This is a genomic window from Neptuniibacter sp. QD72_48 (assembly GCF_047778065.1).
GTDB lineage: Bacteria > Pseudomonadota > Gammaproteobacteria > Pseudomonadales > Balneatricaceae > Neptuniibacter.
Genome location: NZ_CP180547.1, coordinates 1,192,370 through 1,217,934, shown reverse-complemented (window position 1 = coordinate 1,217,934; position 25,565 = coordinate 1,192,370). Strand labels below are relative to the sequence as shown.

Genomic DNA, 25,565 nt, shown 5'->3' with positions numbered 1-25,565 from the left:
ATAAATACCTAATTTCAGGATAGACGATAACTTAGGGTGGGTTAGATTTTTGCCCACTTGATAAAGGCACAGCTGATCAATCAGCTGCCTTTCAGGCATTATCCCTGACAGTGTTTCTCATTTATCCTGCCCAGTTTTCCTCAAACCAGCGTTCTAAAAAGCTAATACACAGCTTAATTTTAGGAGGCGTCAGTCGCCTAGCCGGATACATGGCGTATAGGGTTAAACGTGGTCTTTCTACGTTATTCAACAGTTCCAAAACCTGCCCTTGGCGAATTGCATTGCCAGCAATAAAGTCAGGTATAAAGCCAATACCTAAGCCGCCTTTCACGACATCAAGCATAAAAGGAGTGCTGTTCACGCGCAGATTACCACCGACCTTTACGCCCTCACCAAGCGGCCAGATATCCTGACCTCTGAAATAGCTGTAGATAAAACAATTATGCTCCGACAGCTCTTCAACCGTCGTAATTGAGCCATGTTCTTTTAAGTAGTCTTCAGATGCACACACCTTATAGCTAAATTCCATTAACGGCTTACCGACATAGCCGGAATCAAACGGACGACTCGCTGCTCTGAACCCGAGATCAAAACCATTTTCAATCAGATCAACGGGGGCATCATCCAGATGTATATCCAACTCTATTTCAGGGTATTCACGCATAAAGTCGGAAAAGACTTGGCTCAGGTGCGAGACACCCAATGCCATGGGCGCATTAATCTTTAGCTTACCGCGAGGTAAATCTTGCGCCCCTTGGACAAAGCTTTCAGCGTCATCAATGCGCTCTAAAATCTCATGGCAATGGCGAAGGTAGCCCTCGCCTATAGTGGTCAGCTGCAACGATCGGGTAGATCGGTGAATTAACCGCGCGCCGATTTCAGCCTCTAGCCGACTGATCTCTTTACTCACCATCGACTTAGACAAGCCAAGCTCTTCAGCAACTTCAGTAAAGCTCCCCCGCTCCGCTAAGCGAATGAACAGCGACATTGCCCTAAGTTTATCCATAGTAGTTTCCAATATGTGAACAGTACGTTCATATTGTAGATATATATGAAACCTAGCAAGTCATTTATTCTGATTCTGTCTTTTACGATCTGACCTAATCAGGAGAAACCTATGTACACCTTGTATTACCTGCCTAACGCATGCTCACTCGCGACGCTGACTGTTTTGTTAGAGATGGATGAACCTGTCAGCCTGATTAACAAAAATAAGGTTACTGACTTCTCTGCAATCAACCCTGTGGGTAACGTACCTGTGCTAATCGATGAAGGCAAAACGCTTAAAGAAGGTGCAGCCATCATGCTTTACCTATTGCGCTCTAAAGCCAATCAGCTGTTTCCTCAGGATGAAAATGATCAGCAAAAAGCGATTCAAGACATTATGTTTGCCAATGCCACTATGCACCCCGCCTACGGCAGACTGTTCTTTATCTCTCAAAATATGCCCGAAGGGCCTGAGAAAGATAAGGCATTAAACGCCGCCGCTAACGCCATCAATACCCTATGGGAATCAGTAGAAGTGCAACTGGAAAGTAGAAGCTACCTCGCCGGAGAATCAGTATCCGCAGCAGATATTATGCTGACCGTTTATTCACGTTGGGGTGAGTATTTCCCCGTTGAGATCAAACTGGGTTCACGCACAACAGCCATGCTAAACCGCGTTGTTGAAAGACCGGCATTCAAACAAGCCCTGCTGTTGGAGGCCGAAAATGACAACTAACCCTCCCCTAGATGATGACTTCACCATGATTCGCTCCATCATCAACAGCTATTTTACCGGTTTGTATGAGGGTAACAGCAACCAACTGAAAGCGATCTTTCACCCAACGGCCATGCTAAAAAGCCCAGGTAATTTCCGCTCTCTAGAACGCTGGCTTAAAGATGTCGAAACCCGAGCAACCCCTGAGTCACTTGGGCAACCATTTAACTTTAAGATCCTGTCCATTGAAATCATCCAAGATCAAGCAATGGTCAAACTGGAATGCCCATTATTCGATTATTTCTATATCGATTTTTTAGGCTTATTAAAAGAACAAGGCCGCTGGCTGATCGTAAACAAAATGTATACAGACATTGCTCAGACAAGCGCCGTAACTGCCGTATAAAGCACTTACACTGATAATTTTTGACTGACCCGATCCAGCAACTAACCACCAAGAGTATCTAAAATGCCATACGTGAATATCAAAATTACCGATGAAGGCGTGACCCAAGCCGAGAAAAAGGCACTGATCCAAGGCACCACAAAGCTACTACAAGAAGTCCTGAACAAAGACCCTCAATCTACCTTTGTTGTCATCGACGAAGTACAAACAGATAACTGGGGTGTAGGCTACGAGACTGTCACAGAGAGAAGAAAGGGTTAGTAAGGTTCGTTAGGCTCCCACCATAATAAAACCGGCATATAGCCGGTTTTATTTTTTTTCTAGTGCCGCTCAGTTGGATGCTTTCGGTCAAAGCTAAAAAATTACTCTAACCTCTTTAATTTAGGTAAGCCCCATGCAAAGAGCATAAGGTTAGAATTGATCAGTAGACACTTTGATTATTTCCTTCAATTCCGTAAGGCTAGCGCCATTTCGTGCCATTACCGACAACCCAAACTGCAATGACAAAATGTAATTAGCCAGCATTGCAGGTGAGCGCTCACTCGTTAAATTTCCTTCTGACATCTCTTTATTGAAAAACTCAGTCAAAGAATGCTTTGTGACCTCATTTATCTTAAAGATCGTTTGCGATGCATCTGTAGGAATACAGCTGCTACCAAGCTCACAAGTACTTACACAAACGAAACAACCGCCTGGTAAATTAGGATCAGTCACCATTTCGGCTATAGATGTTAAGTAACATTGAATTCTGTCACTCAAGCATTTATCCACTGCAATAAGATGTTCCGCATGGATTACACCATGCTTTTGAACGTAGTTATCTAAAGCAGATTTATACAACTGTTCTTTATTACCAAATGCCGAATATAAGCTGGGTTTGTTTATCCCCATAGCCGTTGTCAGATCTGACAAAGATGTTCCGGGATAGCCATTACGCCAGAAGACTTCCATCGCCTGATCAAGGGCAATGTCTTTATAAAAATTACGATGACGACCTGCTTTCATTTTCTCCCGACCCGCTTTATTAACTACCCACTTGCAATTATGTACCGATAGGTATAGATTTTCAATTTCATACCGATCGGTACATAATTAATAATCTACACAAAGAGGCTCGCGACATGGGTAATTTATCTGGAAAAACGGCAGTAATTACTGGAGGTAATAGCGGTATTGGTTATGCCACTGCGAAACAATTTAAGGCTGATGGAGCCAATGTGATAATTACGGGAAGATCACAAGAAAAGGTGAGCGCCGCGGCAGACGAGTTAGGGGTTATAGGGCTTGTTGCTGATGTGAGTAACCTTTCAGCACTTGATCATCTTGTTGAACAAGTAAAAGAAAGAATGGGTGTGCTAGACATACTATTTGTCAACGCTGGTATTTTTGCACCCGCACCTGTTGGACAAAATAGTGAAGAAATGTTCGATACTCAAATGGGCATCAATTTTAAGGGAGCAGTATTCACCATTGAAAAATTCCTACCCGTTTTAAATGATGGAGGGGCAATCATAAACCTGTCATCGATTAACGCTTACACAGGTATGCCGAATACTTCTATTTATGCAGCGTCAAAAGCCGCATTGAATGCTTACACCCGAACAGCAGCTACAGAGTTAGCACCGCGAAACATAAGGGTTAATGCGGTAAACCCTGGCCCCGTCACCACACCTATTTTCGCTAAAACAGGCATGCAAGAAGAACAGTTAAATGATTTTGCTAACGCTATTCAAAAAAGAGTGCCGTTAAAAAGATTTGGTAAGCCTGAAGATGTAGCAAATTTAGTATCCTTCCTCGCATCAGATGATGCCTCCTTTATCACAGGTGGCGAATACAATATCGATGGCGGTATGAATATAAATCCGATCCTATCCTAACCCTTACCTAGATCGAGCTGGCTACGCTTTAGTATGGTAACCAGCTCCCGGTCCTTAAGGGGTCAGAGCCCTTTTTATATCACCTCTCTACGTGGGCGACCTCTTTTAGCCATACCAACTTTACACTGAAGTCTCTGTTCAATTTGTTCACGGAACCTATCGTTTCCAAGGGGCGTACCAGTTTTCCAACATTCCCTAATACGCTTCATATCTTCGCCATCAATTTGCGAAGCAAATAGCTGTTGATATACCTCGCACCTTTCTTGCTGATTCGCGCCCAGTGCCTCATAAACAGAATGAGGTTTAATGAAACTTATCTCTCTATCACCAATATTGTGACAAAAACTAGACCAGCGATAATGCCCAGGTAGCTCTACCATGTTCGCTCGGACAGGATTTAGCTCTATATAACGCATCACCTTCAAGAAATAATCCTCTTCTTGAACAAGACTAGCTTTATAGCGTCCCTCCCAAGCAGATCCACTTCTGCCGTATTTCTGATTGAGATACGGAACATAATGCCTACCAATTAACTGCATAAACGGACTGATGCTTTCACTAACCTCAGAAGTAGCAAGTATGTGAATATGGTTAGTCATTAGAACGAAGGCGTGAATAGCTACATCGTATTTTTTACTGCTTTCCTTTAGCCAATGCGCATAGGTCGCATAATCTTCTGCTTCGAAGAAAACAGGCTCACGGGAATGGCCCCGCTGTACAAGATGAACCGGAATACCCGGCAAATAGAATCGTGGTTTCCTTGGCATCGTTTCTTCCCTGAACCGATAAAATGATCACAAAACCATATCACAACCAACTAGGTGTAAAGCAAACAAGAAAAAGGGCTCTGACCCCTTAAATTCCACGTTTAAAACCAGACATTAATTTAACTGAAGCGATAAAAAGCCAACAAGAACAAAACTCACTCCAACAATTCGAGCTTAGGCTAAAACCACTAGCTACATTCGCAGGGAATGTTACTAATCAACCGCAAACGGGGATTTTATTTAGCCTAACCGATTACCTATGTCTGGTAGAAATGACCGGAAGAATTATTAGAGAAGATAAACGCGGAGCGATAAAAGAATCACTCCCTCCGATATTTGAACGGCTACAGATAGATCAACAAGAGTGGCTAATTAACGCAACCCAATTCGAAACCCGCTACTCTCAAAAATTTGCTCGCAGACGACGAACGAAAACGGCCGCCTAAATCACCGTCCGATTGAAAAGACCCAATTGAAAGACTGACGCTTAAATCAGTACAAAACTGAGGTAGCTGTACGAGCAAAATAAGCACCTTAATAGACTAAATAGCCCCACCCAACAGCTACCACCCGCCAGAACAACAATCGCAACAAATTACCTAAAGACAAGCACGACAAAAACAGATTCTTTTTAAGAGTGCCTGTCCCTGTTAATTATTGGTCCCTGTTAATTTATTAAGAGTGCCTGTCCCTGTTAATTTCCTTAATTTATTACGCCTCGCCCTTAATCACACCAACAAGATCTCTAAATGCAGCTTCACCTATATCATCTAGGTAGAAATTTATCGCCATAGCCCGAAAATAGTCATAATTTGCCGATGCTTCATGTGCTAAACACCTAGTAAACCGATGATGGTCATTAACATCGCGTAGGGCCAATGTGTTGTCGACTTCTACACCAAATTCTTCATGTATCCTATGCTTCACTGTACTATTTTGATAAACCTCCTTTTCTGGAGGCATTGTTCCAGGAAAAGAATATAACTTTTCACTTACACTTGGACCCGTATCTGCATCTCGCACAGCCAGACTCTTTTTACCAATTTGCTCCATGAGCTTAACGGCATTACGTACAGCTTTTGTGTCACCAACTGGCTCAATATTAATTGCATTTAGTGTTTGCTTATCAATACGCCGGATCATTTCAGTGAGTAATAGGGCTGCAAAATCATCCTCAACAAAAACTATAAGTTCCTTTTGCTCTCCTAGCGAAAGCATGGCCCTAGCTCTAGTTGAAGATAACCCTTCAAAACTACTTACCCCATCAAACCCACGATATAGCATTAGCCTAGATTCCGATGGCATCGCCCTAAGCATCCTATCAGAATGTGTAGTGAATATTATTTGATGATGTTTACGGTTACAGACATCTAGAAGATATTTTGCAAGTTCGTATTCCGCATGCTCATGTAAAGAAGTTTCCGGCTCTTCAATCACGAACAAACTACGGTCTGGAGATCTTTCCAGTAGATCCACCATATAAAACGTTCGGCCTTCACCAAAACCCATATTATTTTCGGAATAACTGGCCCCATATCGAGAAGCAATGCCTAACTCTGCTTCATTTTTACCATGCCTGATTCCTTGAAAATGCAGTTCATCATATTGCTGACCTAAAATCCTACCAACCTTAATTTTTATATCATCAGGAATATCTCTTCGCTTAGTAAGCGCAAATGAACTTCCTTTATAGATACTCAAATCTTTTCGCTCGACTTTAGGTATGTAGACCGTAAAACCAATATAAAAACACTTACGATGAGGTTGACGTTTATACCCACTCCACTCCTTTTTAGTTCGCCTAACGGTTAACTCTTGAGGTGAATCACGATCGTTTGTCTCATAGTGGAAAAGTACACTAGCGTCTGAAGTAAATGGATTAGGATCAGCAGCAGAAGCCGGAAAAAAGTCTCTTACGTAGTATCTTTTGTACCCATTGCCTGCCTTTACTGGTTTTCTATAGCCGCTAAGGCAGATTTGACCAATAGTACTTTTACCTGCTCCATTCAGTCCTGAAATAGCAAGAATTGGATAGTTCATTTCAATATCAAGACCATCTATTCCTCGGAAGCCATTTATAGTTATTTTTCTAATAGTTTCACCAAAATTGGCATGCCTATTGTCGATTTTGTATTTCTGTACCAATTGCTTCCTTGGATCAGCCATTAACTATGATCTCCAAACATCTCAAGTGAAATTTACCTATATAAAACTTCTAATATCCAACTGAGCTTAATTTCATCTAACTGGTTTAGTTAAACTTTTTTCTTCATCCAGTATCCCTTCCCCTACAATCATTCCCAGTACAAAAAACTACAGTTTCACCCCAATCTCATTATCCTTTGATCTAAATTCTTATACTTCAGTAGACCTCACCCACAAGTGGATACCAGCCTCCGCTGGTAAGACGCTAAAACCCACCCACAAAAAAACCGGCCAACAGACGGTTTTAAAATCTTTTTCTCTAGCGACGCAGTCGCGTCCTCTAGCGGCAGCGCCGCGTCCTAAAAGCGAAGCGTTCTCTAGCTGCGAAGCAGCGTCCTAACCATTAAAAACAAATGTTCACTAAGTAACCAGAACGTTGACGAAGCGGTCATAATTGTTAATAATTAACTTGTCAGTACAGACCGGAACCTTAAGGTGTGATGCAAAAGCTTTGTAAGCAGTTTAAGGGGTATTGATGTCGGTGGAGGCACCCCTAGCCTTTAGAGCAGGATGACCTAACAAAAAGAGCAGACCGATTTTTATTTTTACAAAAAGGCATCCTAGTGGTGCCTTTTTTGTTTTTATCCTCAGCGCCGCTTGCGCTTAAGTATACTGTTTCCTTTCAGTCTCTCAGAAAGTAAAAAGTACATCATGACCTTTTTACCACCTGGGCTGCGGCCCCATTCATCTTGCTCGTAGGCAGAAATAATTCTAACTTTCAGTTGGTCATGTGTTTGAGGCGGTTTTTGGATAGTCATATAAACTGAGTAATCCAGATAGTCTACGTGATAATAGCACTCCTGATTACCTGCATTGTAATACGCAGTCACATGCCCTTCTTTTTCTTGGAAGAGAGTAGTTACAAGCTCTGGAAGTCTAAAGCTATCTCTATAGCGTTCAGGGCTAAAAAAGCGATCTTCTTTTCTGTCAGGTTTGAAAAGATCTCCGTTTTCTTTCTGATCGGTAAAACAGTGGTGACCAAACTCTATGTGGATTTCACAATCTATGCCATCTATTACTGTAGTTAGAGTATAGGGTGACAAGTGTTGCAAGCACATTCGTTTACCGTCATTCCAAATAAATTTGAAACTCATTTAGCCACTAAAATCCTTAAGCGCTAGTAAAGGAACCGGTTTGTTTTTGCTCCTAATGATATTTAGGGATCTCATAAGCTTTCCTTGCTTTGATTGACTTGAAGACGAGTGTGACCGTCAGAATGCTTCACTATCGTTGCATAAGTAATTCATGAAATAAATAAGCACTATGTGACAGCTTATCTTAGCTACTCGCACCTATATTTAGATATGGATACCAGCCTTCGCTGGTAAGACGCTAAAAACCCCACCCACAAAAAAACCGGCACAAAAGCCGGTTTTTATATCTTTTACTCTAGCGACGCAGTCGCGTCCTCTAGCGGCAGAGCCGCGTCCTAAAAGCGAAGCGTTCTCTAGCTGCGAAGCAGCGTCCTAGCCACTATAAGCGAAGCGTTCTAGCCACTAACTACTTATGCGCTAGCGCATCCTCAGCCTTACACAGCGCGATCCTTTCCTTCTCCTCTTCCAGAATCTCTTCTGGGAACTGAGACATAAAGCAGCAGCAGATACCTTCACCAATCATCGTGCGTGGGCCTAGTGGGTGGCCGATATGCTTGTACACACCGTGGGAGTGTCCATGCTCATGAGAATGGCCATGACCGTGTTCATGAGAGTGCCCGTGCGAATGGTCATGATGATGACCATGTGAATGATCGTGGCTGTGATCGTGGCTATGATCATGACTGTGGCTATGCTCAGCATCTGGGTTGAATTCAGCATGGTGGTGGTGAACATCAACCTCACCTGCAGCCAGACGACGCTGGAATGATTCCATTAAGGTTTCATCGCCTTGTGGAAGATCATCCAGAATTTCACGCACACGGATCTCAAACGCGTCGATCACTTTGTCGTGATCGTTTAGGTACGGCGTTTTGATAAATTCGATCGCTTGGTTTTCTTCTGCCACTTTATCCACATAACCGAAAATACGTTTGATCAAACGGCCTGTGAACAGGAAGTAAGGTGCCACCACGATCTTTTTGAAGCCTAGCTTCATTAGACGTTCTAGACCTACGCCAACCGATGGGTAAGTTACGCCAGAGTAGACGGTATCAGCCCAACCAAAGCCCATATTCTCGTTAACGATACGGGTTAGTTTTGCCGCTTCGGCATTGGCTTCGGTATCCGAGGTACCGCGGCCAACAACCACCAACATAGTGTCGTAAAGATTCTCTGGTGGGTTTTCTGGGTCTAAACCTAGGGATTCGTAGATACGCGCCTGAAAGGCTTCGATCATCGCTGGGTGAAGGCCTAGTTCTTTACCGTAATGAACGTTTACGCCTTCGTTCTTTTCAGCGTAAGTTGTCAGTACAGAAGGGATATCGTTTTTAGCGTGGGTTGCCGCAAACAGCATACCCGGCACGGCGTAGATATCTTCTACACCTTGCTCAATCAGGGAGTTAAGCCCCATATGAATATTCGGTGCAGAAAACTCTAAGAAACCATACTCTACCGGCATATCAGGGAAGCGTTTTTTTAACCCTTCCGCAACACGGCCAAACTCTCTTTCTGCATCTTTGTCACGGCTACCGTGACCACACACCATAATACCTTTTTTAGGCACAGGGCTTTCTCCAATCATTCGTAAAACACATTGTTATTGTACGGACTTTTTAAGCAAATATGAGCCCGTTTATAGATCATTCCAGTGTAAGTAATAACTCACTTATAACCCGTTTTAATTTCTCACACTGGTCTGCATTTTGGGTATCGACTAACCCACTGCGCAGCAAACAGTTTTTGCTATCACTCTGCGCTTTATCGCCTGATAAATCACAGTTGAATTCTTCATCCAGAACAAGGCGAATCAGTATGCCCTGCTCGGCTAAAAATTGGTAAATCTGCTTGGCTTTTTCAGCGTCCAATTTAGCGGTTAGAAACAGGCCATCAGACGATAAAAACTCTGCATCAAATTTCCCAAACTCTAATTTGGCCAACTTTGATTTACGAAACAATGGCTGCCAAAGCTCTAAGGTCGCTTGCGCATTTTGGCGAATTTTCTGCCTAGCCTCAGCCTGCCATTCGGCATCGTTTAGCGCAGCGATGGCCACAGCTTGGGCCGGGCCATTTACCGCCCAAGGGCCAAGTTCAGTTTGCAGCTTTTGCAGTATCTGTTGATTAGCAAAGGCAAAGCCCAAACGAATCCCAGCTAAACCAAAGAACTTACCGAATGACCTCAGTACTAGGATATTACCTAGCTGCTCAAACCGATCATAATCACTTAAAACACTCTGTTCAGGGCTTAGATCAATAAAGGCTTCATCCACAATAAGATAAGCGCCCTGCTGCATCTGCTCCGCCCAGCGATAGATCTGCTCTGGACTAAATGTAAGCCCTGTTGGATTGTTCGGATTGATCAACAACAGGTGCATTGCAGTACCTGTATTTAGCTGCTGTTGAATACTCTCTTGAATACACAGCTCAGCAGCTTTCTGATCAGTTGCAGGATAATAATTAATGGCACGGCCATGCTGTTGCCAGCTGTAGCGATGTTCTTGGTAACCACAATCGGGTAGCAGGATCGGTAACTCTTGCGACACTGACGGTAGCACTGATGGTAACAACTCAATGATCTGCTGCGTGCCATTAGCCGCCACGCCTTCAGTGCCATAGTAGCTTTTAAGCGCCGCTTTAAATTCAGCTGATTGATAAGGCAACTGCTGAAAGCAATGTTCGCTTATCTGAGGTACAGGGTAAGGCGCAGGGTTGATCCCTGTGGATAGATCCAACCACTGCTCGACTGGAATACCGTAATGCGCGGATGCCGAGATCAGATCGCCACCGTGAATCAGATCACTCAAGAGCTCACCCCTGAGGTAATCGCCACGGCTAAGGCCAGTGTTACATAAAGGCCAATACCCCACAGCATCAGTACGCGGTTCACCAAACCACAGGCATCCTCGATACTCTTCGCCGAAGGTTGATCGCCTTCTACAGGGCCCAGTGGTGGACGCTGCTGTACTTCACCATGATAGATCGCGGCACCACCTAGTGAGACATTGATCGCTCCAGCACCTGCGGCCATCACTGGGCCAGCATTTGGGCTTTTCCATGTCGGCGCTTGCTGCTTCCAGCTATCCAATGCGATCTTGGTTTCACCCACTAGTGCATAACTTAGGGCGGTAAGACGCGCTGGAATAAAGTTCAGCAGATCATCTATTCGCGCTGCGCACCAACCAAAATGCAGGAAACGTTCGTTTTTGTAACCCCACATCGCATCTAACGTATTGCTCAAGCGATAGAGCACCACCCCAGGGATACCTAAAAGGCAGAACCAGAAGATCGCCGCAAAAATAGCATCAGCACCGTTCTCTAATACCGATTCAGTTGCTGCAGAGGCCACGGATTTTTCATCTAATTCGGAGGTATCGCGGCTAACTATCATCCCCACAGCGGTGCGAGCGCTATCCAGATCACCTTGGTTTAGCGGTTTAGCAATGGCTAAAGCATGACTGAGTAAGCTCTGCCAACCGATCGCTAAGTACAGCACTACTCCGCCGACTATCGCAGAAAAAACCGCCGAACCTGACAACAACAGATCAATAATCAACGCGGCGCAAGTTAACGGTATAACAGCCAATAACCAAGCAATAATACCGGAACGCTTCTGTCTGTTTGTGGCCGCAGTCCCCTGATTTAATCTCTTCTCTATCGCTATGGCTAAATTGCCAAAACCCACCAGCGGATGGAATCGCTTGGGCTCTTTGAGGAAGTAATCTAACAGCAGCGCGATTAATAAACTTAAAGCAATGCTCATGCAGGTTCCCCAGCCTTTTCATCTAAGCCATTTGCTTGTAACTCAAGCAGGCCGAGTAACTTGCCTAATGGCATAACCGCTTCTACTTCATCCGCCAAGCGGTTTATCTGCGCTTCGCGAAACGCTGGGTAATCAAAGCTATTCTGCTGATCCAAACCAGCCCAATCTAGCCACGCTTGCAGTAGTTCTGGTTGATCAAATACACCGTGTAGATAAGTACCAAGCACCTGATCACTAGGATCACGTACACCATCAGTGTGGATAATCCCCTCAACATCCAACTCAAATAGCGGGTTATCGAGCGCTTCACCGCTGCTGATACCGGCATGGATCTCGTAACCCGTCACAGAGGTATTTGTACCGCAAAGCACGCCCTTCACATTACGCAGCATTTTGTTACCAGTCAGCGTGGTTTCCATCGGTAGAATTCCCAAGGCTTCGCTCGAACCGGCTGAGGATTCGATCTGCTCTGGGTCGTGAATCCACTCCCCTAGCATTTGATAACCACCACAGATACCGATCAGCTTGCCACCAAAACGCAGGTGACGCTGAATCACTTTGTCCCAGCCATTCTCTCTTAACCAGTTAAGGTCACCACGAACATTCTTACTGCCCGGCAGAACGATAAGGTCTGCCCCGGTAAACTGTTGAGGATCGCGAATAAACTCGCAATCCACCTGCGGATGCATTCGCAGTACATCAAAGTCGGTATGGTTACTGGCGCGAGGATAGATCGGTACAACCACTTTAAGTTGCTGCTCACCGTTGCTCTTTTGCTGCTGATTAACCGCGTCTTCCGCTTCGATATGCAGGTTCATTACGTAAGGAATTACACACAAAACTGGTACGCCAGTTTGTGCTTCCAACCAATCCAACCCCGATTTCAGCAGGCTAACATCACCACGGAAACGGTTAATTACAAAGCCTTTAACACGGGATTTTTCGGAATCAGACAGTAGTTCATAAGTCCCCAACAGATGGGCAAACACACCACCACGATCGATATCCGCAACAATAATCACCGGGCAATCGACAGCCTCGGCAAAGCCCATATTGGCAATATCATGCTCCCGCAGATTGATCTCGGCAGGACTGCCCGCGCCTTCAACAATAACGGCACTGTATTTCTGTTGTAACTGGGTGTGGCTTTTCACCACTTCGGTTAGCAGTTTCGGCTTAAACTCGTGGTACTCGGTCGCCTTCATATTACCGATGGCTTTTCCGTTAAGAATCACCTGCGCGCCAATATCACTGTTCGGTTTTAACAGCACGGGATTCATCTCTACCGATGCCGGTAGATAGCAGGCCTCAGCCTGCACCGCCTGTGCACGACCGATCTCACCACCCTCTGCGGTTACCGCACTGTTAAGCGCCATATTCTGTGGTTTGAATGGCGCGACCGAGACTTTATGGCGAGCAAGAATACGGCATAAGGCAGTAACGACGATGCTTTTACCGGCGTCAGACGTGGTGCCTTGAACCATCAACGTGTGCGGATTTTTAAAGGTGCTCATTTAATTCTCTTTGTTCCTGTAGGAGCTCACCCTGTGAGCGATACTTTTCGGCCAGAGGGCTGGCCTCCTACATGGCACTTTCTTGTTGTTCATCTAATTCAAGCAATAAATCTTGTAGCTTCTCAGAATATTCCCCCGGCTCTTGCCATAAGCCACGCTGAGTCGCTTCGAGTAACCGTTCTGCCATCTCTTCTAGGGCATGGGGATTGTGCTGCTCTAGGAACTCGCGGTTCTGTTGATCAAACACCAGTGCATCGCTGACCTTTTCATACTGATAATCAGCAATTAGATTAGTGGTGGCGTCGTAAGCAAACAGATAATCGACACTAGCAGTCATCTCGAACGCGCCTTTATAACCGTGTTCCTGCATGGCATTGATCCATTTAGGGTTCAGCAAGCGGGAACGGATTACACGGTTCAGTTCCTCTTTTAGAGTGCGAATCTTTGGTTTTTGCGGATTAGAGTGATCGCTGTGATACACCTGAGGTGCTTCGCCGCGATAGACTTCAACCGCGTTGCTCATACCACCTTGGAACTGGTAGTAATCATCGGAATCGAGCAGATCGTGTTCGCGGTTATCTTGGTTCTGTACCACCGCTTCCAGTTGCGATAGCTGATGCCGGAATGCCTGCGGTGCAGCCACGCCATCACCTTTTTGGTTTCCGCCCCAATCACCACAATAGGCATAACCACCCCAGTTTAGGTAGGCCTCTGCCAGATCGCTTTTCTGTTCCCAGCAGCGCTCATCGATCAAGCCCTGCAAACCCGCACCATAAGCACCTGGTTTACTGCCGAAGACACGGTAACTCGCCTGACGTTGCGCTTCCTCCGTAGACAAACCTTGATCGAGCAGTTCCTGCTCACGCTTGCGGATATTCTGCGCGATGGTGTTGCTATCACCTGGTTCTTCCAACGCTGCAATTGCTTGAACAGCAGTATCATAAAGCTTCATCACATTAGGGAAAGCATCCCGGAAGAAGCCAGAAACTCGCAGAGTAACATCCACTCTAGGTCGACCTAATAGTTGCGAGCTGAGCACTTCAAAATCTACGACTCGGTTAGAGCCCTGCGCCCAGATAGGTCGAACCCCCATTAAAGAGAACGCTTGTGCGATATCATCGCCACCGGTACGCATAGTCGCTGTACCCCAGACCGATAATCCCAGAGTACGCGGATAATCACCGTGTTCCTGAAGATGACGTTCGATCAGCGCTTGTGCGGAACGCTCGCCAATCGCCCATGCCGCCGGAGATGGGATAGAACGGTTATCCACCGAGTAAAAATTTCGACCTGTGGGCAAAGTATCTAAACGGCCTCGAGTCGGTGCGCCACTTGGGCCCGGATTAACAAACTCGCCGCCTAAACCAGCGATTAGCGATTCGATCTCAAGCTCAGCACTTTGCAGTAAGGCTTTATGAATAGTCGCACGAGCATAAGCCAGTTGTTTTTCGGTTCTGGGTAGATCGCTTAAGGTTTCTAGCGAGTTATCTACCAAAACATAGTCTGTCACTAACTGAACCGCGAATAGCTCCAGACGTTCACGAGTATCGGCTTCACTGCGCCAATCATCTTCGGTAAGTTCAGCAAGTTGCGCTGGCTTTTCACCTAGCCAGTTTTTACTGCCCGCTTCTAGTGGATCAAAAAAATCGTTATCTACTTGTAGGTTCAGATCCTGCACTAAGTTATGCAGAATGCCCTGACTATCCGGATCATCACCCCTTGGCAGACGTAACAAGGCCACTAGAGTGTCCGCTAGTTTGTCGCTTTCAGGCAGTTCACCCAGACGATGTAGACCATGACGGATCTGAGCCTCTTTGATATCACAGAGGTAAGCATCCAGTTCGTTTAGAACGGCATCTTCATCATCAGAAGTTTGGTCTAGCTCTTCTAACAGATGAGTATTCTTAACTTGCTTCAGGATCTCATCACGCAGCCATTGCTGACGTTTATCATCCATCCCCATCGCTTGGTAATACTCATCCACCAGACCTTCCAGTACGGCCATTTCGCCGTAGGTTTCGGCGCGGGTCATCGGCGGCATAAGATGATCAATAATCACCGCTTGGGTACGGCGCTTCGCCTGCGCACCTTCACCGGGATCATTAACAATAAAGGGGTAGAAGTGCGGCATTGGCCCTAAAGCAATATCCGGCCAACACTCTTCTGATAGCGCACTGCCCTTGCCCGGCAGCCACTCTAAGTTACCGTGCTTACCTACATGCACCACGGCATCCACTTGATAGCATTCACGTAACCAGAAATAGAACGCCAGATAGTTATGCGGTGGAATCAGATCAGGATCGTGGTAGTTAGCCACCAGATCGATATTAAAACCACGGGCTGGCTGGATACCGATAAAGGTTTCACCTAAGCGAATACCGGAAAGCATCAAACGGCCATCACGGTATTTAATATCCTGCTGTGGTACGCCCCACTGATCGATCACCGCTTGTTGGCAAACCTCAGGCAGCTGAGCAAAACAGCGTTGATAATCCTCCAGCGACATACTCTGCCAGCACGGCAGGTTGTGTAGCGTATTTGGGTTATTCGTTACTGCACCTAGCAGTTCCTGAATCAGGGCATCGCCATTTTCTGGAATATCCTGCAGTGGATAACCTGATGCTTCCAACGCTCTTAGAATATTTACCGCAGAAGCTGGCGTATCTAAACCCACACCATTGCCGATACGGCCATCTTTGGTTGGGTAGTTCGCCAAAATCAACGCGATGCGTTTTTCAGGATTGGGCTTGTTGGCAAGCTGTGCGAACCTAAGCGCTAACTGCGCCACAAAGCCTGCGCGTTCTTGATGAAGTTGATAACGCACGACTGAAACTTGGCTGCGCTCATCAAAATGATCTTCGGTTTTAAAGCTCAACGCACGAGTATGTACCCTGCCATCCATCTCTGGCAACACGACCTGCATGGCGATATCGCGGCTGCGTAAACCTTGTGAATGCGTTAGCCAATCTTCTTCGGTACTACTCGATAGCACCAACTGCAGAACAGGCACTTTACGTACAAATGGCGAGTAGAACTCACTCGGTTGCGAACACAGATCGGGGCTCGCAACAGTATTCGAGGCAAAGCCGGTGCTGTTGATAATTAAACTGGCACCGCTCTGTTCGAGAAGTGCATTCACGAGCGCTAAGGATTCCGCATCTTTAAGCGAGGCAATTGCGATCGGTAATGGAGCTAAACCATTGCTTTCCAGCTGTTCGATCAGTTGATCAAACATGCGGGTATTACCACTTTGCAGATGGCTACGGTAGAACAACAGTAGCACTACCGGCTTGTCAGTTTCGCTATGCCGTTGTTGCCATTCTGGGAAGGTCGCTGCCTGCACAGTATTTTTTGGCGTGTTACTAGCAGCCGGCAGATAGATCATGCATTTAGGTAGCGGTCTTGGCTCATGCCACAGACGCTCTTGCTGCAAGTATTGATCGGTTAAGCAGTTCAGCAATTGTAGACTGTTATCTACACCGCCTTCACGCAGGTAGCGCCAGATCCGCATCGCTTCGCTATCGCTGACCGAACTGGCGGAGAACAGTTCTGGATCGGGGGTATCATCCCCCGGCACGATGATAAGTGTACGGCTAGTATCGGCTTGCACCCATGCTTGCAGGCGTTCAAAACCATATTGCCAGTAACTCGCACCACCTAAGAGTGACAGAACAACCACTTTAGATTGCTCCAACACTTTATGTTCATACAGATCATAAGCGGCAGGTTTTAGCAGCTGCATCCAGTTGGCCAGACGTACCGACGGTTGATTTCCCCCTTCCTCTTTCCCTTCCCCTTCAATCTGCTCGTCCGCAAAAAGACTAGTCGCATCGGACAGCGCGGCAAGCGAGCTGTCGGCTGCAGAGAGAATGATCAGATCGGCCGGTGTCTGGTTTAAGTCGATGATGCCTTCATCATCGACAAACCCACCCGGTTGCGCTGCTAATAGGTGCATAAAAAACAGTGACGAGAACGCTTCGCTACTAGAACGCTGCTGCGCAGCTGCTAGTGGTTAGGCTCTCTAAACTCCTAAAGGCTTAAACCAAAGCTTCTTCAAGCGCGGCTTTGATGGTTGCTTCGTCAATACCTTTACCGATAAATACCAACTGTGTTTTCGGCTCATCGTTGCCCCAAGGGCGATCGAAGTACACATCCAAACGCTTACCTACCGCCTGCATTACCTGACGCATCGGCTTTCCCGGAAGTGCGGCAAAACCTTTAGCACGGAAGATATTAAAGTCGCTTAGCAGACCTTTAAGAATAGCTTGCAGCTTATCGCTATCCACTTCACCGATAGAGATAACAAAAGAGTCAAAGTGATCGTGGGCATGGTCGTGATCGTGGCCGTGATCGTGGTGATGATCGTGGTGGTTATGCACCGCTTCGATGCGCTCTTCTGTAGCGCAATCGAGACCCATCAACATCTCAAGATCCGCTTCACCGTTGCTAATGTAAGAGGTCTTTACTTCCGCAGGTACTTTGGCAGAAATCGTTGCTTCAACTTGGCTGCGTTGATCACCTTCAAGCAGATCGTTTTTACTTACAACGACTAGATCTGCTGCGCTTAACTGATCATCTAACAACTCTTTAAGGCTTGGATCGTGATCTAAGCTCTCATCCGCTAGACGCTGTTCTTGGACTTTATCTTCATCATTGGCAAAACGACCTGCCGCAACCGCTGGACCATCGATTACCGTGATGACCGCATCAACGGTGCAGTACTCTTTAATACCCGGCCAGTTGAATGCCTGAACCAGTGGCTTAGGCAGCGCTAGGCCACTAGTCTCAATCAAGATGTGATCGATATCTTCACGACGCTCAACCAACTGCTGCATGACTGGTAGGAACTCTTCTTCTACTGTGCAACAGATACAGCCGTTGGCTAGTTCGTAAAATCCGTTCTGATCATTCGCTGTTGCCGCTGATTCATCTTCACAATCGAGCGGGCAACTACGAAGTAGGTCAGAATCGATATCTAACTCACCAAACTCATTTACAATCACGGCGATACGTTTGCCCGCCGCTTGTTTTAAAACACTAGAAAGTAGCGTCGTTTTACCGCTACCCAAAAAGCCTGTTACTACCGTTGTTGGAATCTTATTAAGCTGCATAACTGTTACTCTGTTGTCTCTTTTACAAGTTTTGCTTTGTGTTCTTTCTTGCGGAATACGTGCGCCTGATCCTTGTCGTACAGATAAGAATCGGCAAAATCTTCGGTATCTAATACATGACCGACCAGAATCAAAGAAGTACGGGTAAAACCCTTTTCGCGAACTTTAGCGACAATATCACCCAAAGTTCCGGTTACTTTGTCCTGGTCTGGCCAAGAACTGCGATAGCACACCGCTACCGGACAATCTTCGCCATAATGCGGGATCAGCTCTTCAACAATCTTATGGATACGGGTGACACCCAGATGGATCGCCAAGGTTGCACCGCTTTGCGCTAGCTGAGGTAAACGCTCACGTTCAGGAAACGGCGTTTTACCTTCATAGCGAGTCATAATGATCGTTTGGGACACACCTGAAAGCGTTAGCTCTTTCTTCAAGTAAGCCGCAGAAGCTGCGACCGCACTCACACCTGGAATCACTTCATAATCGATTCCTTCCGCTTCTAGACGGCGGATCTGTTCGCCAATTGCACCGTAGAGTGATGGATCACCACACTGTAGGCGAGCAACATCCTTACCCTCTTTATGCGCTTGAATAATATGATCGGTAATCTGATCCAGATCGATGGTCGCGGTATCGATGATCTTTTCCGCCTTACCCTCAACCGCTTCCAGTACTTCACGAGGAATCAGAGAACCGGCATAAAGCACCACTGGGCACTCCTGTAATACGCGATGCCCTTTAAGAGTCATTAGCTCAGGATCACCCGGACCTGCGCCTATAAAGTAGACTGTCATAATTAAATCCAATAATAGGAAGTTTTGTCTGTGGGAGCGGCTTCCAGCCGCGAAATTTCGGCGCAAGATGCGCCTCCCACAAATCTAATTCACCAAACCTAGTTACAACTTCTTCGAGTAACCGCGGGGCGTATAAACCCACTCTTTCGAGCCATTGACGATATGGCGAGATTCGCTGTTACCTACGCTTACAAGTGTGAACATATCCACATCTTTAGCATCCAGCTCACCTAAGGTAATAATACGGATCGATTCATCTTCACGAGTTAACTGACGGCCTAGTAGCACGGGCGTTTCCGCAGGGCGATACTGCAGCAAGATGTCGCGGGCATGATTCAGCTGCCAATCGCGCTTTTTAGATACGGGGTTGTAGAAAGAGATTACAAAATCCCCCGTACCCGCACTGTGAATACGTTTCTCGATCGTTTCCCAAGGGGTTAACAGATCAGAAAGCGATACCGTACAGAAGTCATGGCCCAACATTGCACCAACACGGCTGGCACCCGCCTGCATTGCCGAGATACCTGGGATCACTTCGATATCTACATCTAGCCATTCAAGATGATCTTCTTTGCCCTGTAGCTGTTGATCCAGCAGCTCAAATACCAATGTCGCCATGGCATAGATACCGATATCGCCACTGGAGATCAGTGCGGTTGTTTTACCGCTTGCCGCCAGATCTAAAGCTAAACGCGCGCGACCGATCTCTTCGCCTAAAGGCAGATCATGGTGCTGTTTGTTATCACAAACATCACCCAACAGATCTAGATATAGACCGTACGCGACTAGATCGGAGCTTGCTTTGATCGCTTCCAAAGCTTTTGGCGCTACAAGCTGCGCATCACCCGGGCCTGTGCCCACTACAAATAGTTTTGACATTAAATTCTCTTTATTCGGCTATTTGCCTGAATAGCTTCTGGCAATTGCACAGGTAGCTTTCTTCGTTTTCTGTTTATTCAAGACCAGCTCAGGCTGTTGCCCAGTCTGCTGCTTGGCACTCAACAAGGCTGCTGATTCAGCTACGCCATAAACACCTACTGTGTTGAACACATACTCAGATCGAGTGCTCAGTAATGGCTCCATCTCAGATAACTGGTTTTTATCCCAAGTCTGATAAGGCTTATCGAGCTTTTCAGCCAACTCAATTAAGCCAACCTCATCTGCTTTGATATCGATACTGCTGATAGAACTGACCTGATCTAAGCTCAAACCCGACTGTTGCAGACATTCCAGCAACAACCGTTCTAATTCATCCACAGGGCAACCTCGTTCGCAGCCCATGCCAACGCTATAAACTGGATTGAGGTAGCCGTTAGCAGTGGTAATCACCGGCTGGGCATTTAACAACTTCGAGATTTCTAAAGCCCAGTTATTGGCGCCACCTTCGTGACCTGATAACAACGGAATTACAAACTGTCCTTGCTCATCAATCACCAGTACCGGCGGGTCTTGATATTTATCCTGTAGCACCGGCGCTAAACTGCGCATAACAATGCCAGTGGCACAGATAAAGATCAGTCGATCACCGTTTTTAAAAAAGCCCTGAACTTGCTCCGCAAAAGGTTGCGGTTTAAACACCACGTACGCTTCAATCAAGGACCTGAGACGCTCAGCGAGGCTTTTGCCCGCTTCAGTCAGCGCAATAATCTTTGTCATAACGAAAAACCGACTAGCCAAGTCTCGGCCAGGGGCTGGCCTCCTACATTAGCATCCAATGAACTTGTAGGAGCCCACCCTGTGGGCGATGCCGTATCGGCTAGATAATTCATCGGCTATTCCTCTGACTACGGGTAATCACAAACAACGAAAAATAAGGGCCCGCTTCTGCTTCCAGCTCACTAATATCGTTCACAATCCGTTGATTATCACGGCCGATATATTCCAAATACTGGGCATCTTCTGTTCGTCCGCTCTCGGTCAGCAATTTAAGTAAACGAGGGCGAGCCTGACCCGCTTTCATAATCACCAACGAATCATTTTGTTTAAGCGCGGCAAGAATCTGTTCATCAGTATGGCGACCACTCACTACGCAAAACATCTCTTTCAGCATGGTCAGAGGATGAACCAGAGTGGCTGCGGCGGCATTCACCGAGGTAATTCCCGGTACAACTTCGCAGGTAAAACGATCTTGTAGTCGTTCCAATAGATAACTGAATGAGCCAAAGAACAGTGGATCACCTTCACAGAGGAAGATCACATCTAAGCCCTGCTCTAGCTGTTCAGCAATGGCCGCCGCACCTTGATCATAAGCCTCATTCGCTTTATTGCGATCCGTCGACATCGGCATATAGATCGGAATACCCGATTGCGCTGTTGTCGCTGAATAGATGGCATCGGACGCGATGTTCTTCGCTTGCGATTCGCCTTTATCATTTACCAGATAGCTGATCACATCAGCGCTCTGGATCAAACGCCACGCTTTAACCGTCAGAAGTTCGGGATCGCCTGGGCCAACGCCAACACCTATAAAACGGCCTTTAACCAGATTCATACCGAAGCTCCAATTTTTACAAACTTAAACAAATTAACCGGTAAATTCGGTCGATACATCAACTGACCAGCTAAGGTTTCACCACGACTGATGGCCACTTGGGTGGTTTCCAATTGGCTATCTTCGGCTAACGAGCGTTCTTGCCAGAACTGCATCAATAGCTGTTTGGTATTTTCAGTGACCGCACTGGCCACCAGTACACCACCGGTAGGCAATAGAGCCCATACTCGGGCTAGCAACTGCGGCAGTTCGCCACCGCTACCACCAATAAACACTTTGTTTGGCGAAGCTAACCCTTCCAATGCTTCAGGCGCGCGCCCTTCAACAATTTTAAGATTGCTGACCACGCCAAAACGCTGGCGGTTCGCTTCTAAGCAACTTAGGCGATCTGGGTGATGCTCTATCGCATTCACGGTCGCTAGCGGCTGCCAATAAGCAAGCTCAACAGCTACGCCACCACAACCCGCTCCTATATCCCAAACCTGATCATCACGGCTTAACTGCATCAACGAGAGAATCGTAAGTCTAACCTCGCGTTTACTGATCATCCCTTTACCCGGTTTGTCAGCATCAGTAATAAAGTGCTGATCAGGAATACCCGGAAACTCAGGTAGGTAACCTTGGTTTGAACCCGGTTCGATAAGGGTCAGATGCAGTGGATCAAACTCATGATCTGCTTCCAGTAACTCTGATGCAGAGAAACTGCGAATCTGCTCGTCTGGATAACCTAAGGTTTCCAATACGGTCAGCTGTGCTTGTGGAAAACCTGACTCAACACAGTGTTGAGCAAGCACCTGAGGATAACTTTTACTGTCCGTCAGGATCAGCAACGACTGGTTCTGACGTAAGCGCGTTTTTAGCTTTTCAACTGGACGACCATGCAGGCTTAATACCTCTAGATCCTGCAGGGCCAGACCTAAACGGTGGCAGGCCATCTGCAAGCTCGAAACGGCTGGATAGAATCTCAAATCAGGCTGGGCAAAATAGCGACTAAACCAACGACCGATGCCATAAAACAGAGGGTCACCTGAAGCGAGAATCATCACTGATCTGTTTTCAGCAACAGCACCCTCAACCATCGGCTTTAACTCAGCTAGTTTTGGCAGTTTCGTGGTAGCTTTATCTGATGGCAACAGCGCTTTGATGGTCGCCAACTGACGCTCAGAACCAATCACCAGATCAACCTGTGCTAAAGCCTGCTGCGCATCCGAAGAGAGCTCAGCCAGATGAGAAACACCTAAACCAACTACATGGATCATCAGTAAAACTCCCCACGATTACAGCGTAGCAGGGCATTACAACTGGCGGCTGATACAGCACTACCACCCTGACGGCCGAGCAGCGTTATACATTCAATGCCCAGTTGCTCGTGAACATCCCACAATGCTTGTTTGGACTCAGCAGCACCGACAAAACCCACCGGCATACCGATAATCAACGCAGGTTTTTCTGCGCCCTTTTCGATCATCTCTAACAAACGAAACAATGCAGTAGGCGCATTGCCAATCACCACGACACTACCGGCCAAAGAATCACGCCATAGCTCTACCGCCGCCATAGAACGGGTCTCACCCGTTTTTTTTGCCAGTTCTGCAGTACGTGGGTCATTCAGATAACAGCTAGGTAAACGCTGAATCATGCGTTTAGTTATTCCCTGACGCACCATCTCCACATCACAGAGGATTTCGCACTCCTGAGACAGCGCAGCCATACCTTTTTCACAAGCATTTTTACTGAAACGCACCTGTTCCGCTAACTCCGGCATACCTAAGCTATGCACAATACGCATCACAACCTGCTGCTGCTCACGATCGAAGTGGCTTAGCTCAGTAAGCTCGCGAATCTGTCGAAAGCTATCTTTCTCTATCGCCTGTGGATTTATTTCGTACTCAAACGCCACGCTGTTTCTTACCTACTATCATCTAGACTCGTTAACTAGTGTTCTAACGGCTTCTACACAGCCGTCTATCTCTCGGAATATCCGATCCGCTTCAGGAAGTTCTGGGCGCTCTAACATAAACACATCTACGCCCAGCTCTCTAGCAGCACTCAACTTTGCTTCTGTTGCGGCGCCACCACTGTTTTTACTGATCAACAGATCAATCTGATGCTTTGCTAAAAGTGCCTTTTCATCCTGATGATTAAACGGCCCAATCGCTTTTAACCATTGCATGTTTTCCGGTAATTCAGCTTGCGCAGGTGCAGCTGTGCGAAACACCTGATTCTGACCATTACGTTGTGCATAAACACCAAACTGATCGATCACCGCTTGAGATAACTGCCCCGCCGTCAAAAGCACTGACTTATAGTTTTCTGCTGCCGCAATCAGTGATTGCATATCAGCAAAACTTTGCCACTTATCGTCCTGCTGCGCTTGCCACGCTTCGCGATGGAAACGCCAACAAGGGATACTAAGCTGTTTAGCAGCATTCACCGCAGTAGTGCTCATCGTTTCCGCAAAGGGATGGGTCACATCTAGAAGAAGATCGATCTGCTCCTCTTTTAGATAAGTATCCAGTCCACCGTATTGGCTAAAACCACCAGAGATCACTTCGCAAGGCAACTGCGGAATTCTCACTAAGCCAGCCACGCTATAAATCACGCGGTTATCACCTAATAGTCCTTGCTGATCTAGGCCTTTAACCACTTTGCGCGCATCTGAGGTGCCCCCGAGAATCAGGATATTCACTGCTGCTCTCCATTCAGGCTACCCGATGTATTTCGGTTAGCAGCTTTGCCTTGAGCGTGTCCCACAAAGTTGCCTTTTCGATCCGTGGCCCACACTTCGATCTCTACTTGAGATTGAGTTTTATGCACAACCTCTTCTGCAACCAGCAAGGCTTGAGTGCAAACCGCTTGTGCCAGATCGATCTCGGCTTCCTGACACAGTTTAAGTACTTCCATACTGGTATTAGCGTTGTGGATCTTCTCCAACAACGGCGCATTAGCACCCAACTTCTCAGCCAACATCGCCATATGTTGAAAATCGATGCTGGAGCTGCGGCTATTCAGATCCATATGACCGTTCGCCAGTTTGGTCATCTTGCCAAAGCCGCCACAAATACTGAGCTTCTCTACAGGCTCTTTACGTAGATGCTTAAGTAAAGCGCCAACAAAGTCGCCCATCTCAATCAGGGCCATATCATCCAAGTTGTAGTGCGCTTTGATCGTAGCTTCACTGGTACTGCCCGTCGTTGCTGCCAAGTGCTTAGTTCCATTGGCTTTGGCAACATCCACCCCTTGGCGGATCGATGCGATATAAGCAGCACACGAGTATGGCCGGACAATGCCAGTTGTCCCTAAAATCGATAAACCACCGATAATTCCAAGGCGTGGATTCATGGTTTTAAGGGCAATCTGTTCGCCCTTTTCCACACCTACAGCAACCTCAAAACCACCTTCGTAGCCATAAACATCAGCGGCTTTTTGTAGATGCTCGGTCATCATCTTGCGTGGTACAGGATTAATCGCTGGCTCCCCCACGTCGAGCACTAAACCTTCGCGCGTCACCGTGCCCACACCAGCGGCGGGTTTAAATACTACACCCGGTTCTTTAGTCAGCCGTAGTTCGACAAAGACAGTGGCACCATGGGTGACATCAGGATCATCACCGGCATCTTTAATGGTTGCGGTGCGAATACCTTGCTCATCTTCTAGTTGTTGATAAGCGATGATCTCCAGCTCTACCAACTGCCCGCGAGGCAACAAGACCTCAACGTTTTCCGGCTCTTTACCTGCCAACAAGGCCTGTGAAGCAGCCACACAACACGCAGTCGCACAGCAACCGGTGGTTAAACCGCTGCGCAACTCTGGCTGTTGATTTTCGCTACTCTCAGGCCACATA

The 25,565-nt window shown here is 46.7% G+C and carries 23 protein-coding genes; 4 read left to right on the top strand and 19 right to left on the bottom strand.

Annotated elements, in window-relative coordinates:
- Positions 1–121: 121 nt before the first annotated feature.
- On the bottom strand, positions 122–1,006 hold the full coding sequence (locus tag ACMXYX_RS05275) for a LysR family transcriptional regulator (RefSeq protein ID WP_415906592.1): 885 nt from the start codon (positions 1,004–1,006) through the stop codon (positions 122–124).
- A gap of 111 nt (positions 1,007–1,117) precedes the next feature.
- Between ACMXYX_RS05275 and ACMXYX_RS05270 the strand changes: the two genes are divergently transcribed.
- The 3 genes from ACMXYX_RS05270 (at position 1,118) to ACMXYX_RS05260 (ending at position 2,369) form a co-directional block, all read left to right on the top strand.
- The gene (locus tag ACMXYX_RS05270; protein WP_415906591.1) at positions 1,118–1,723 is read left to right on the top strand and encodes a glutathione S-transferase family protein; all 606 of its coding nucleotides are present in this window, start codon (positions 1,118–1,120) and stop codon (positions 1,721–1,723) included.
- Positions 1,713–2,108, top strand: coding sequence for a nuclear transport factor 2 family protein (locus tag ACMXYX_RS05265; RefSeq protein ID WP_415906590.1), 396 nt, complete (start codon positions 1,713–1,715; stop codon positions 2,106–2,108). Before ACMXYX_RS05270 ends, ACMXYX_RS05265 begins: the two co-directional genes overlap by 11 nt.
- Positions 2,109–2,171: 63 nt before the next feature.
- Positions 2,172–2,369 carry a tautomerase family protein gene (locus ACMXYX_RS05260; protein WP_415906589.1) on the top strand — a complete coding sequence of 66 codons (198 nt, stop codon included), beginning with the start codon at positions 2,172–2,174 and terminating at the stop codon, positions 2,367–2,369.
- Between the two features lie 150 nt (positions 2,370–2,519).
- Here ACMXYX_RS05260 and ACMXYX_RS05255 read toward each other — a convergent pair whose 3' ends face one another.
- Entirely contained in the window at positions 2,520–3,113 is a 594-nt protein-coding gene (locus ACMXYX_RS05255; RefSeq protein WP_415906588.1) for a TetR/AcrR family transcriptional regulator, read from the bottom strand.
- A 116-nt stretch (positions 3,114–3,229) separates the two neighbouring features.
- On the opposite strand from ACMXYX_RS05255, the gene ACMXYX_RS05250 reads away from it, so the two are divergent.
- Positions 3,230–3,985: an SDR family oxidoreductase gene (locus ACMXYX_RS05250; RefSeq protein ID WP_415906587.1), complete on the top strand. Its 756-nt coding sequence runs from the start codon at positions 3,230–3,232 to the stop codon at positions 3,983–3,985.
- A gap of 74 nt (positions 3,986–4,059) precedes the next feature.
- On the opposite strand, the gene ACMXYX_RS05245 is transcribed toward ACMXYX_RS05250, so the two are convergent.
- The 17 genes from ACMXYX_RS05245 to ACMXYX_RS05165 form a co-directional block, all read right to left on the bottom strand.
- Complete coding sequence (locus ACMXYX_RS05245; protein ID WP_415906586.1) at positions 4,060–4,752, bottom strand: transposase; 693 nt, start codon at positions 4,750–4,752, stop codon at positions 4,060–4,062.
- A gap of 711 nt (positions 4,753–5,463) precedes the next feature.
- Positions 5,464–6,918, bottom strand: coding sequence for an ATP-dependent nuclease (locus tag ACMXYX_RS05240; RefSeq protein WP_415906585.1), 1,455 nt, complete (start codon positions 6,916–6,918; stop codon positions 5,464–5,466).
- Between the two features lie 626 nt (positions 6,919–7,544).
- Positions 7,545–8,051, bottom strand: a complete 507-nt coding sequence (locus ACMXYX_RS05235; protein WP_415906584.1) for a hypothetical protein — start codon at positions 8,049–8,051, stop codon at positions 7,545–7,547.
- Positions 8,052–8,457: 406 nt separating this feature from the next.
- Positions 8,458–9,633, bottom strand: a complete 1,176-nt coding sequence (locus ACMXYX_RS05230) for a sirohydrochlorin chelatase (protein WP_415906583.1) — start codon at positions 9,631–9,633, stop codon at positions 8,458–8,460.
- A gap of 58 nt (positions 9,634–9,691) precedes the next feature.
- A complete protein-coding gene (locus tag ACMXYX_RS05225; protein WP_415906582.1) occupies positions 9,692–10,852 on the bottom strand; it encodes a threonine-phosphate decarboxylase in 1,161 nt (386 codons plus the stop codon).
- Complete coding sequence (cbiB, locus tag ACMXYX_RS05220; RefSeq protein ID WP_415906581.1) at positions 10,849–11,808, bottom strand: adenosylcobinamide-phosphate synthase CbiB; 960 nt, start codon at positions 11,806–11,808, stop codon at positions 10,849–10,851. The genes ACMXYX_RS05225 and cbiB overlap by 4 nt, the downstream gene beginning before the upstream one ends.
- Positions 11,805–13,322, bottom strand: coding sequence for a cobyric acid synthase (locus ACMXYX_RS05215; RefSeq protein ID WP_415906580.1), 1,518 nt, complete (start codon positions 13,320–13,322; stop codon positions 11,805–11,807). Before ACMXYX_RS05215 ends, cbiB begins: the two co-directional genes overlap by 4 nt.
- A 67-nt stretch (positions 13,323–13,389) precedes the next feature.
- Positions 13,390–17,277, bottom strand: coding sequence for a cobaltochelatase subunit CobN (gene cobN, locus ACMXYX_RS05210; RefSeq protein WP_415906579.1), 3,888 nt, complete (start codon positions 17,275–17,277; stop codon positions 13,390–13,392).
- Between the two features lie 82 nt (positions 17,278–17,359).
- Positions 17,360–18,433 carry a cobalamin biosynthesis protein CobW gene (gene cobW / locus ACMXYX_RS05205; RefSeq protein ID WP_415906578.1) on the bottom strand — a complete coding sequence of 358 codons (1,074 nt, stop codon included), beginning with the start codon at positions 18,431–18,433 and terminating at the stop codon, positions 17,360–17,362.
- 5 nt (positions 18,434–18,438) lie between these two features.
- Positions 18,439–19,230, bottom strand: a complete 792-nt coding sequence (gene cobM / locus ACMXYX_RS05200; protein ID WP_415885334.1) for a precorrin-4 C(11)-methyltransferase — start codon at positions 19,228–19,230, stop codon at positions 18,439–18,441.
- Between the two features lie 102 nt (positions 19,231–19,332).
- Positions 19,333–20,109 (bottom strand): precorrin-3B C(17)-methyltransferase, encoded by a 777-nt coding sequence (gene cobJ, locus ACMXYX_RS05195; RefSeq protein WP_415906577.1) that lies wholly within the window; start codon positions 20,107–20,109, stop codon positions 19,333–19,335.
- An 18-nt stretch (positions 20,110–20,127) separates the two neighbouring features.
- Positions 20,128–20,886 carry a cobalt-precorrin 5A hydrolase gene (locus ACMXYX_RS05190; RefSeq protein WP_415906576.1) on the bottom strand — a complete coding sequence of 253 codons (759 nt, stop codon included), beginning with the start codon at positions 20,884–20,886 and terminating at the stop codon, positions 20,128–20,130.
- 109 nt (positions 20,887–20,995) lie between these two features.
- Positions 20,996–21,721 (bottom strand): precorrin-2 C(20)-methyltransferase, encoded by a 726-nt coding sequence (cobI, locus tag ACMXYX_RS05185; RefSeq protein WP_415897811.1) that lies wholly within the window; start codon positions 21,719–21,721, stop codon positions 20,996–20,998.
- Positions 21,718–22,980, bottom strand: coding sequence for a precorrin-6y C5,15-methyltransferase (decarboxylating) subunit CbiE (gene cbiE, locus ACMXYX_RS05180; protein WP_415906575.1), 1,263 nt, complete (start codon positions 22,978–22,980; stop codon positions 21,718–21,720). Before cbiE ends, cobI begins: the two co-directional genes overlap by 4 nt.
- Positions 22,980–23,621: a precorrin-8X methylmutase gene (locus ACMXYX_RS05175; protein ID WP_415906574.1), complete on the bottom strand. Its 642-nt coding sequence runs from the start codon at positions 23,619–23,621 to the stop codon at positions 22,980–22,982. Before ACMXYX_RS05175 ends, cbiE begins: the two co-directional genes overlap by 1 nt.
- A gap of 18 nt (positions 23,622–23,639) precedes the next feature.
- Positions 23,640–24,410, bottom strand: coding sequence for a precorrin-6A/cobalt-precorrin-6A reductase (locus ACMXYX_RS05170; RefSeq protein WP_415906573.1), 771 nt, complete (start codon positions 24,408–24,410; stop codon positions 23,640–23,642).
- The gene (locus tag ACMXYX_RS05165) at positions 24,407–25,564 is read right to left on the bottom strand and encodes a cobalt-precorrin-5B (C(1))-methyltransferase (RefSeq protein ID WP_415906572.1); all 1,158 of its coding nucleotides are present in this window, start codon (positions 25,562–25,564) and stop codon (positions 24,407–24,409) included. Before ACMXYX_RS05165 ends, ACMXYX_RS05170 begins: the two co-directional genes overlap by 4 nt.
- Between the last annotated feature and the right edge of the window lies 1 nt (position 25,565).

Coding starts and splice junctions, on each gene's coding strand:
- ACMXYX_RS05275 (WP_415906592.1), bottom strand. CDS start 1,006: ATGGATAAACTTAGGGCAATGTCGCTGTTCATTCGCTTAGCGGAGCGG.
- ACMXYX_RS05270 (WP_415906591.1), top strand. CDS start 1,118: ATGTACACCTTGTATTACCTGCCTAACGCATGCTCACTCGCGACGCTG.
- ACMXYX_RS05265 (WP_415906590.1), top strand. CDS start 1,713: ATGACAACTAACCCTCCCCTAGATGATGACTTCACCATGATTCGCTCC.
- ACMXYX_RS05260 (WP_415906589.1), top strand. CDS start 2,172: ATGCCATACGTGAATATCAAAATTACCGATGAAGGCGTGACCCAAGCC.
- ACMXYX_RS05255 (WP_415906588.1), bottom strand. CDS start 3,113: ATGAAAGCAGGTCGTCATCGTAATTTTTATAAAGACATTGCCCTTGAT.
- ACMXYX_RS05250 (WP_415906587.1), top strand. CDS start 3,230: ATGGGTAATTTATCTGGAAAAACGGCAGTAATTACTGGAGGTAATAGC.
- ACMXYX_RS05245 (WP_415906586.1), bottom strand. CDS start 4,752: ATGCCAAGGAAACCACGATTCTATTTGCCGGGTATTCCGGTTCATCTT.
- ACMXYX_RS05240 (WP_415906585.1), bottom strand. CDS start 6,918: ATGGCTGATCCAAGGAAGCAATTGGTACAGAAATACAAAATCGACAAT.
- ACMXYX_RS05235 (WP_415906584.1), bottom strand. CDS start 8,051: ATGAGTTTCAAATTTATTTGGAATGACGGTAAACGAATGTGCTTGCAA.
- ACMXYX_RS05230 (WP_415906583.1), bottom strand. CDS start 9,633: ATGATTGGAGAAAGCCCTGTGCCTAAAAAAGGTATTATGGTGTGTGGT.
- cbiB (WP_415906581.1), bottom strand. CDS start 11,808: ATGAGCATTGCTTTAAGTTTATTAATCGCGCTGCTGTTAGATTACTTC.
- ACMXYX_RS05215 (WP_415906580.1), bottom strand. CDS start 13,322: ATGAGCACCTTTAAAAATCCGCACACGTTGATGGTTCAAGGCACCACG.
- cobN (WP_415906579.1), bottom strand. CDS start 17,277: ATGCACCTATTAGCAGCGCAACCGGGTGGGTTTGTCGATGATGAAGGC.
- cobW (WP_415906578.1), bottom strand. CDS start 18,433: ATGCAGCTTAATAAGATTCCAACAACGGTAGTAACAGGCTTTTTGGGT.
- cobM (WP_415885334.1), bottom strand. CDS start 19,230: ATGACAGTCTACTTTATAGGCGCAGGTCCGGGTGATCCTGAGCTAATG.
- cobJ (WP_415906577.1), bottom strand. CDS start 20,109: ATGTCAAAACTATTTGTAGTGGGCACAGGCCCGGGTGATGCGCAGCTT.
- ACMXYX_RS05190 (WP_415906576.1), bottom strand. CDS start 20,886: ATGACAAAGATTATTGCGCTGACTGAAGCGGGCAAAAGCCTCGCTGAG.
- cobI (WP_415897811.1), bottom strand. CDS start 21,721: ATGAATCTGGTTAAAGGCCGTTTTATAGGTGTTGGCGTTGGCCCAGGC.
- cbiE (WP_415906575.1), bottom strand. CDS start 22,980: ATGATCCATGTAGTTGGTTTAGGTGTTTCTCATCTGGCTGAGCTCTCT.
- ACMXYX_RS05165 (WP_415906572.1), bottom strand. CDS start 25,564: ATGTGGCCTGAGAGTAGCGAAAATCAACAGCCAGAGTTGCGCAGCGGT.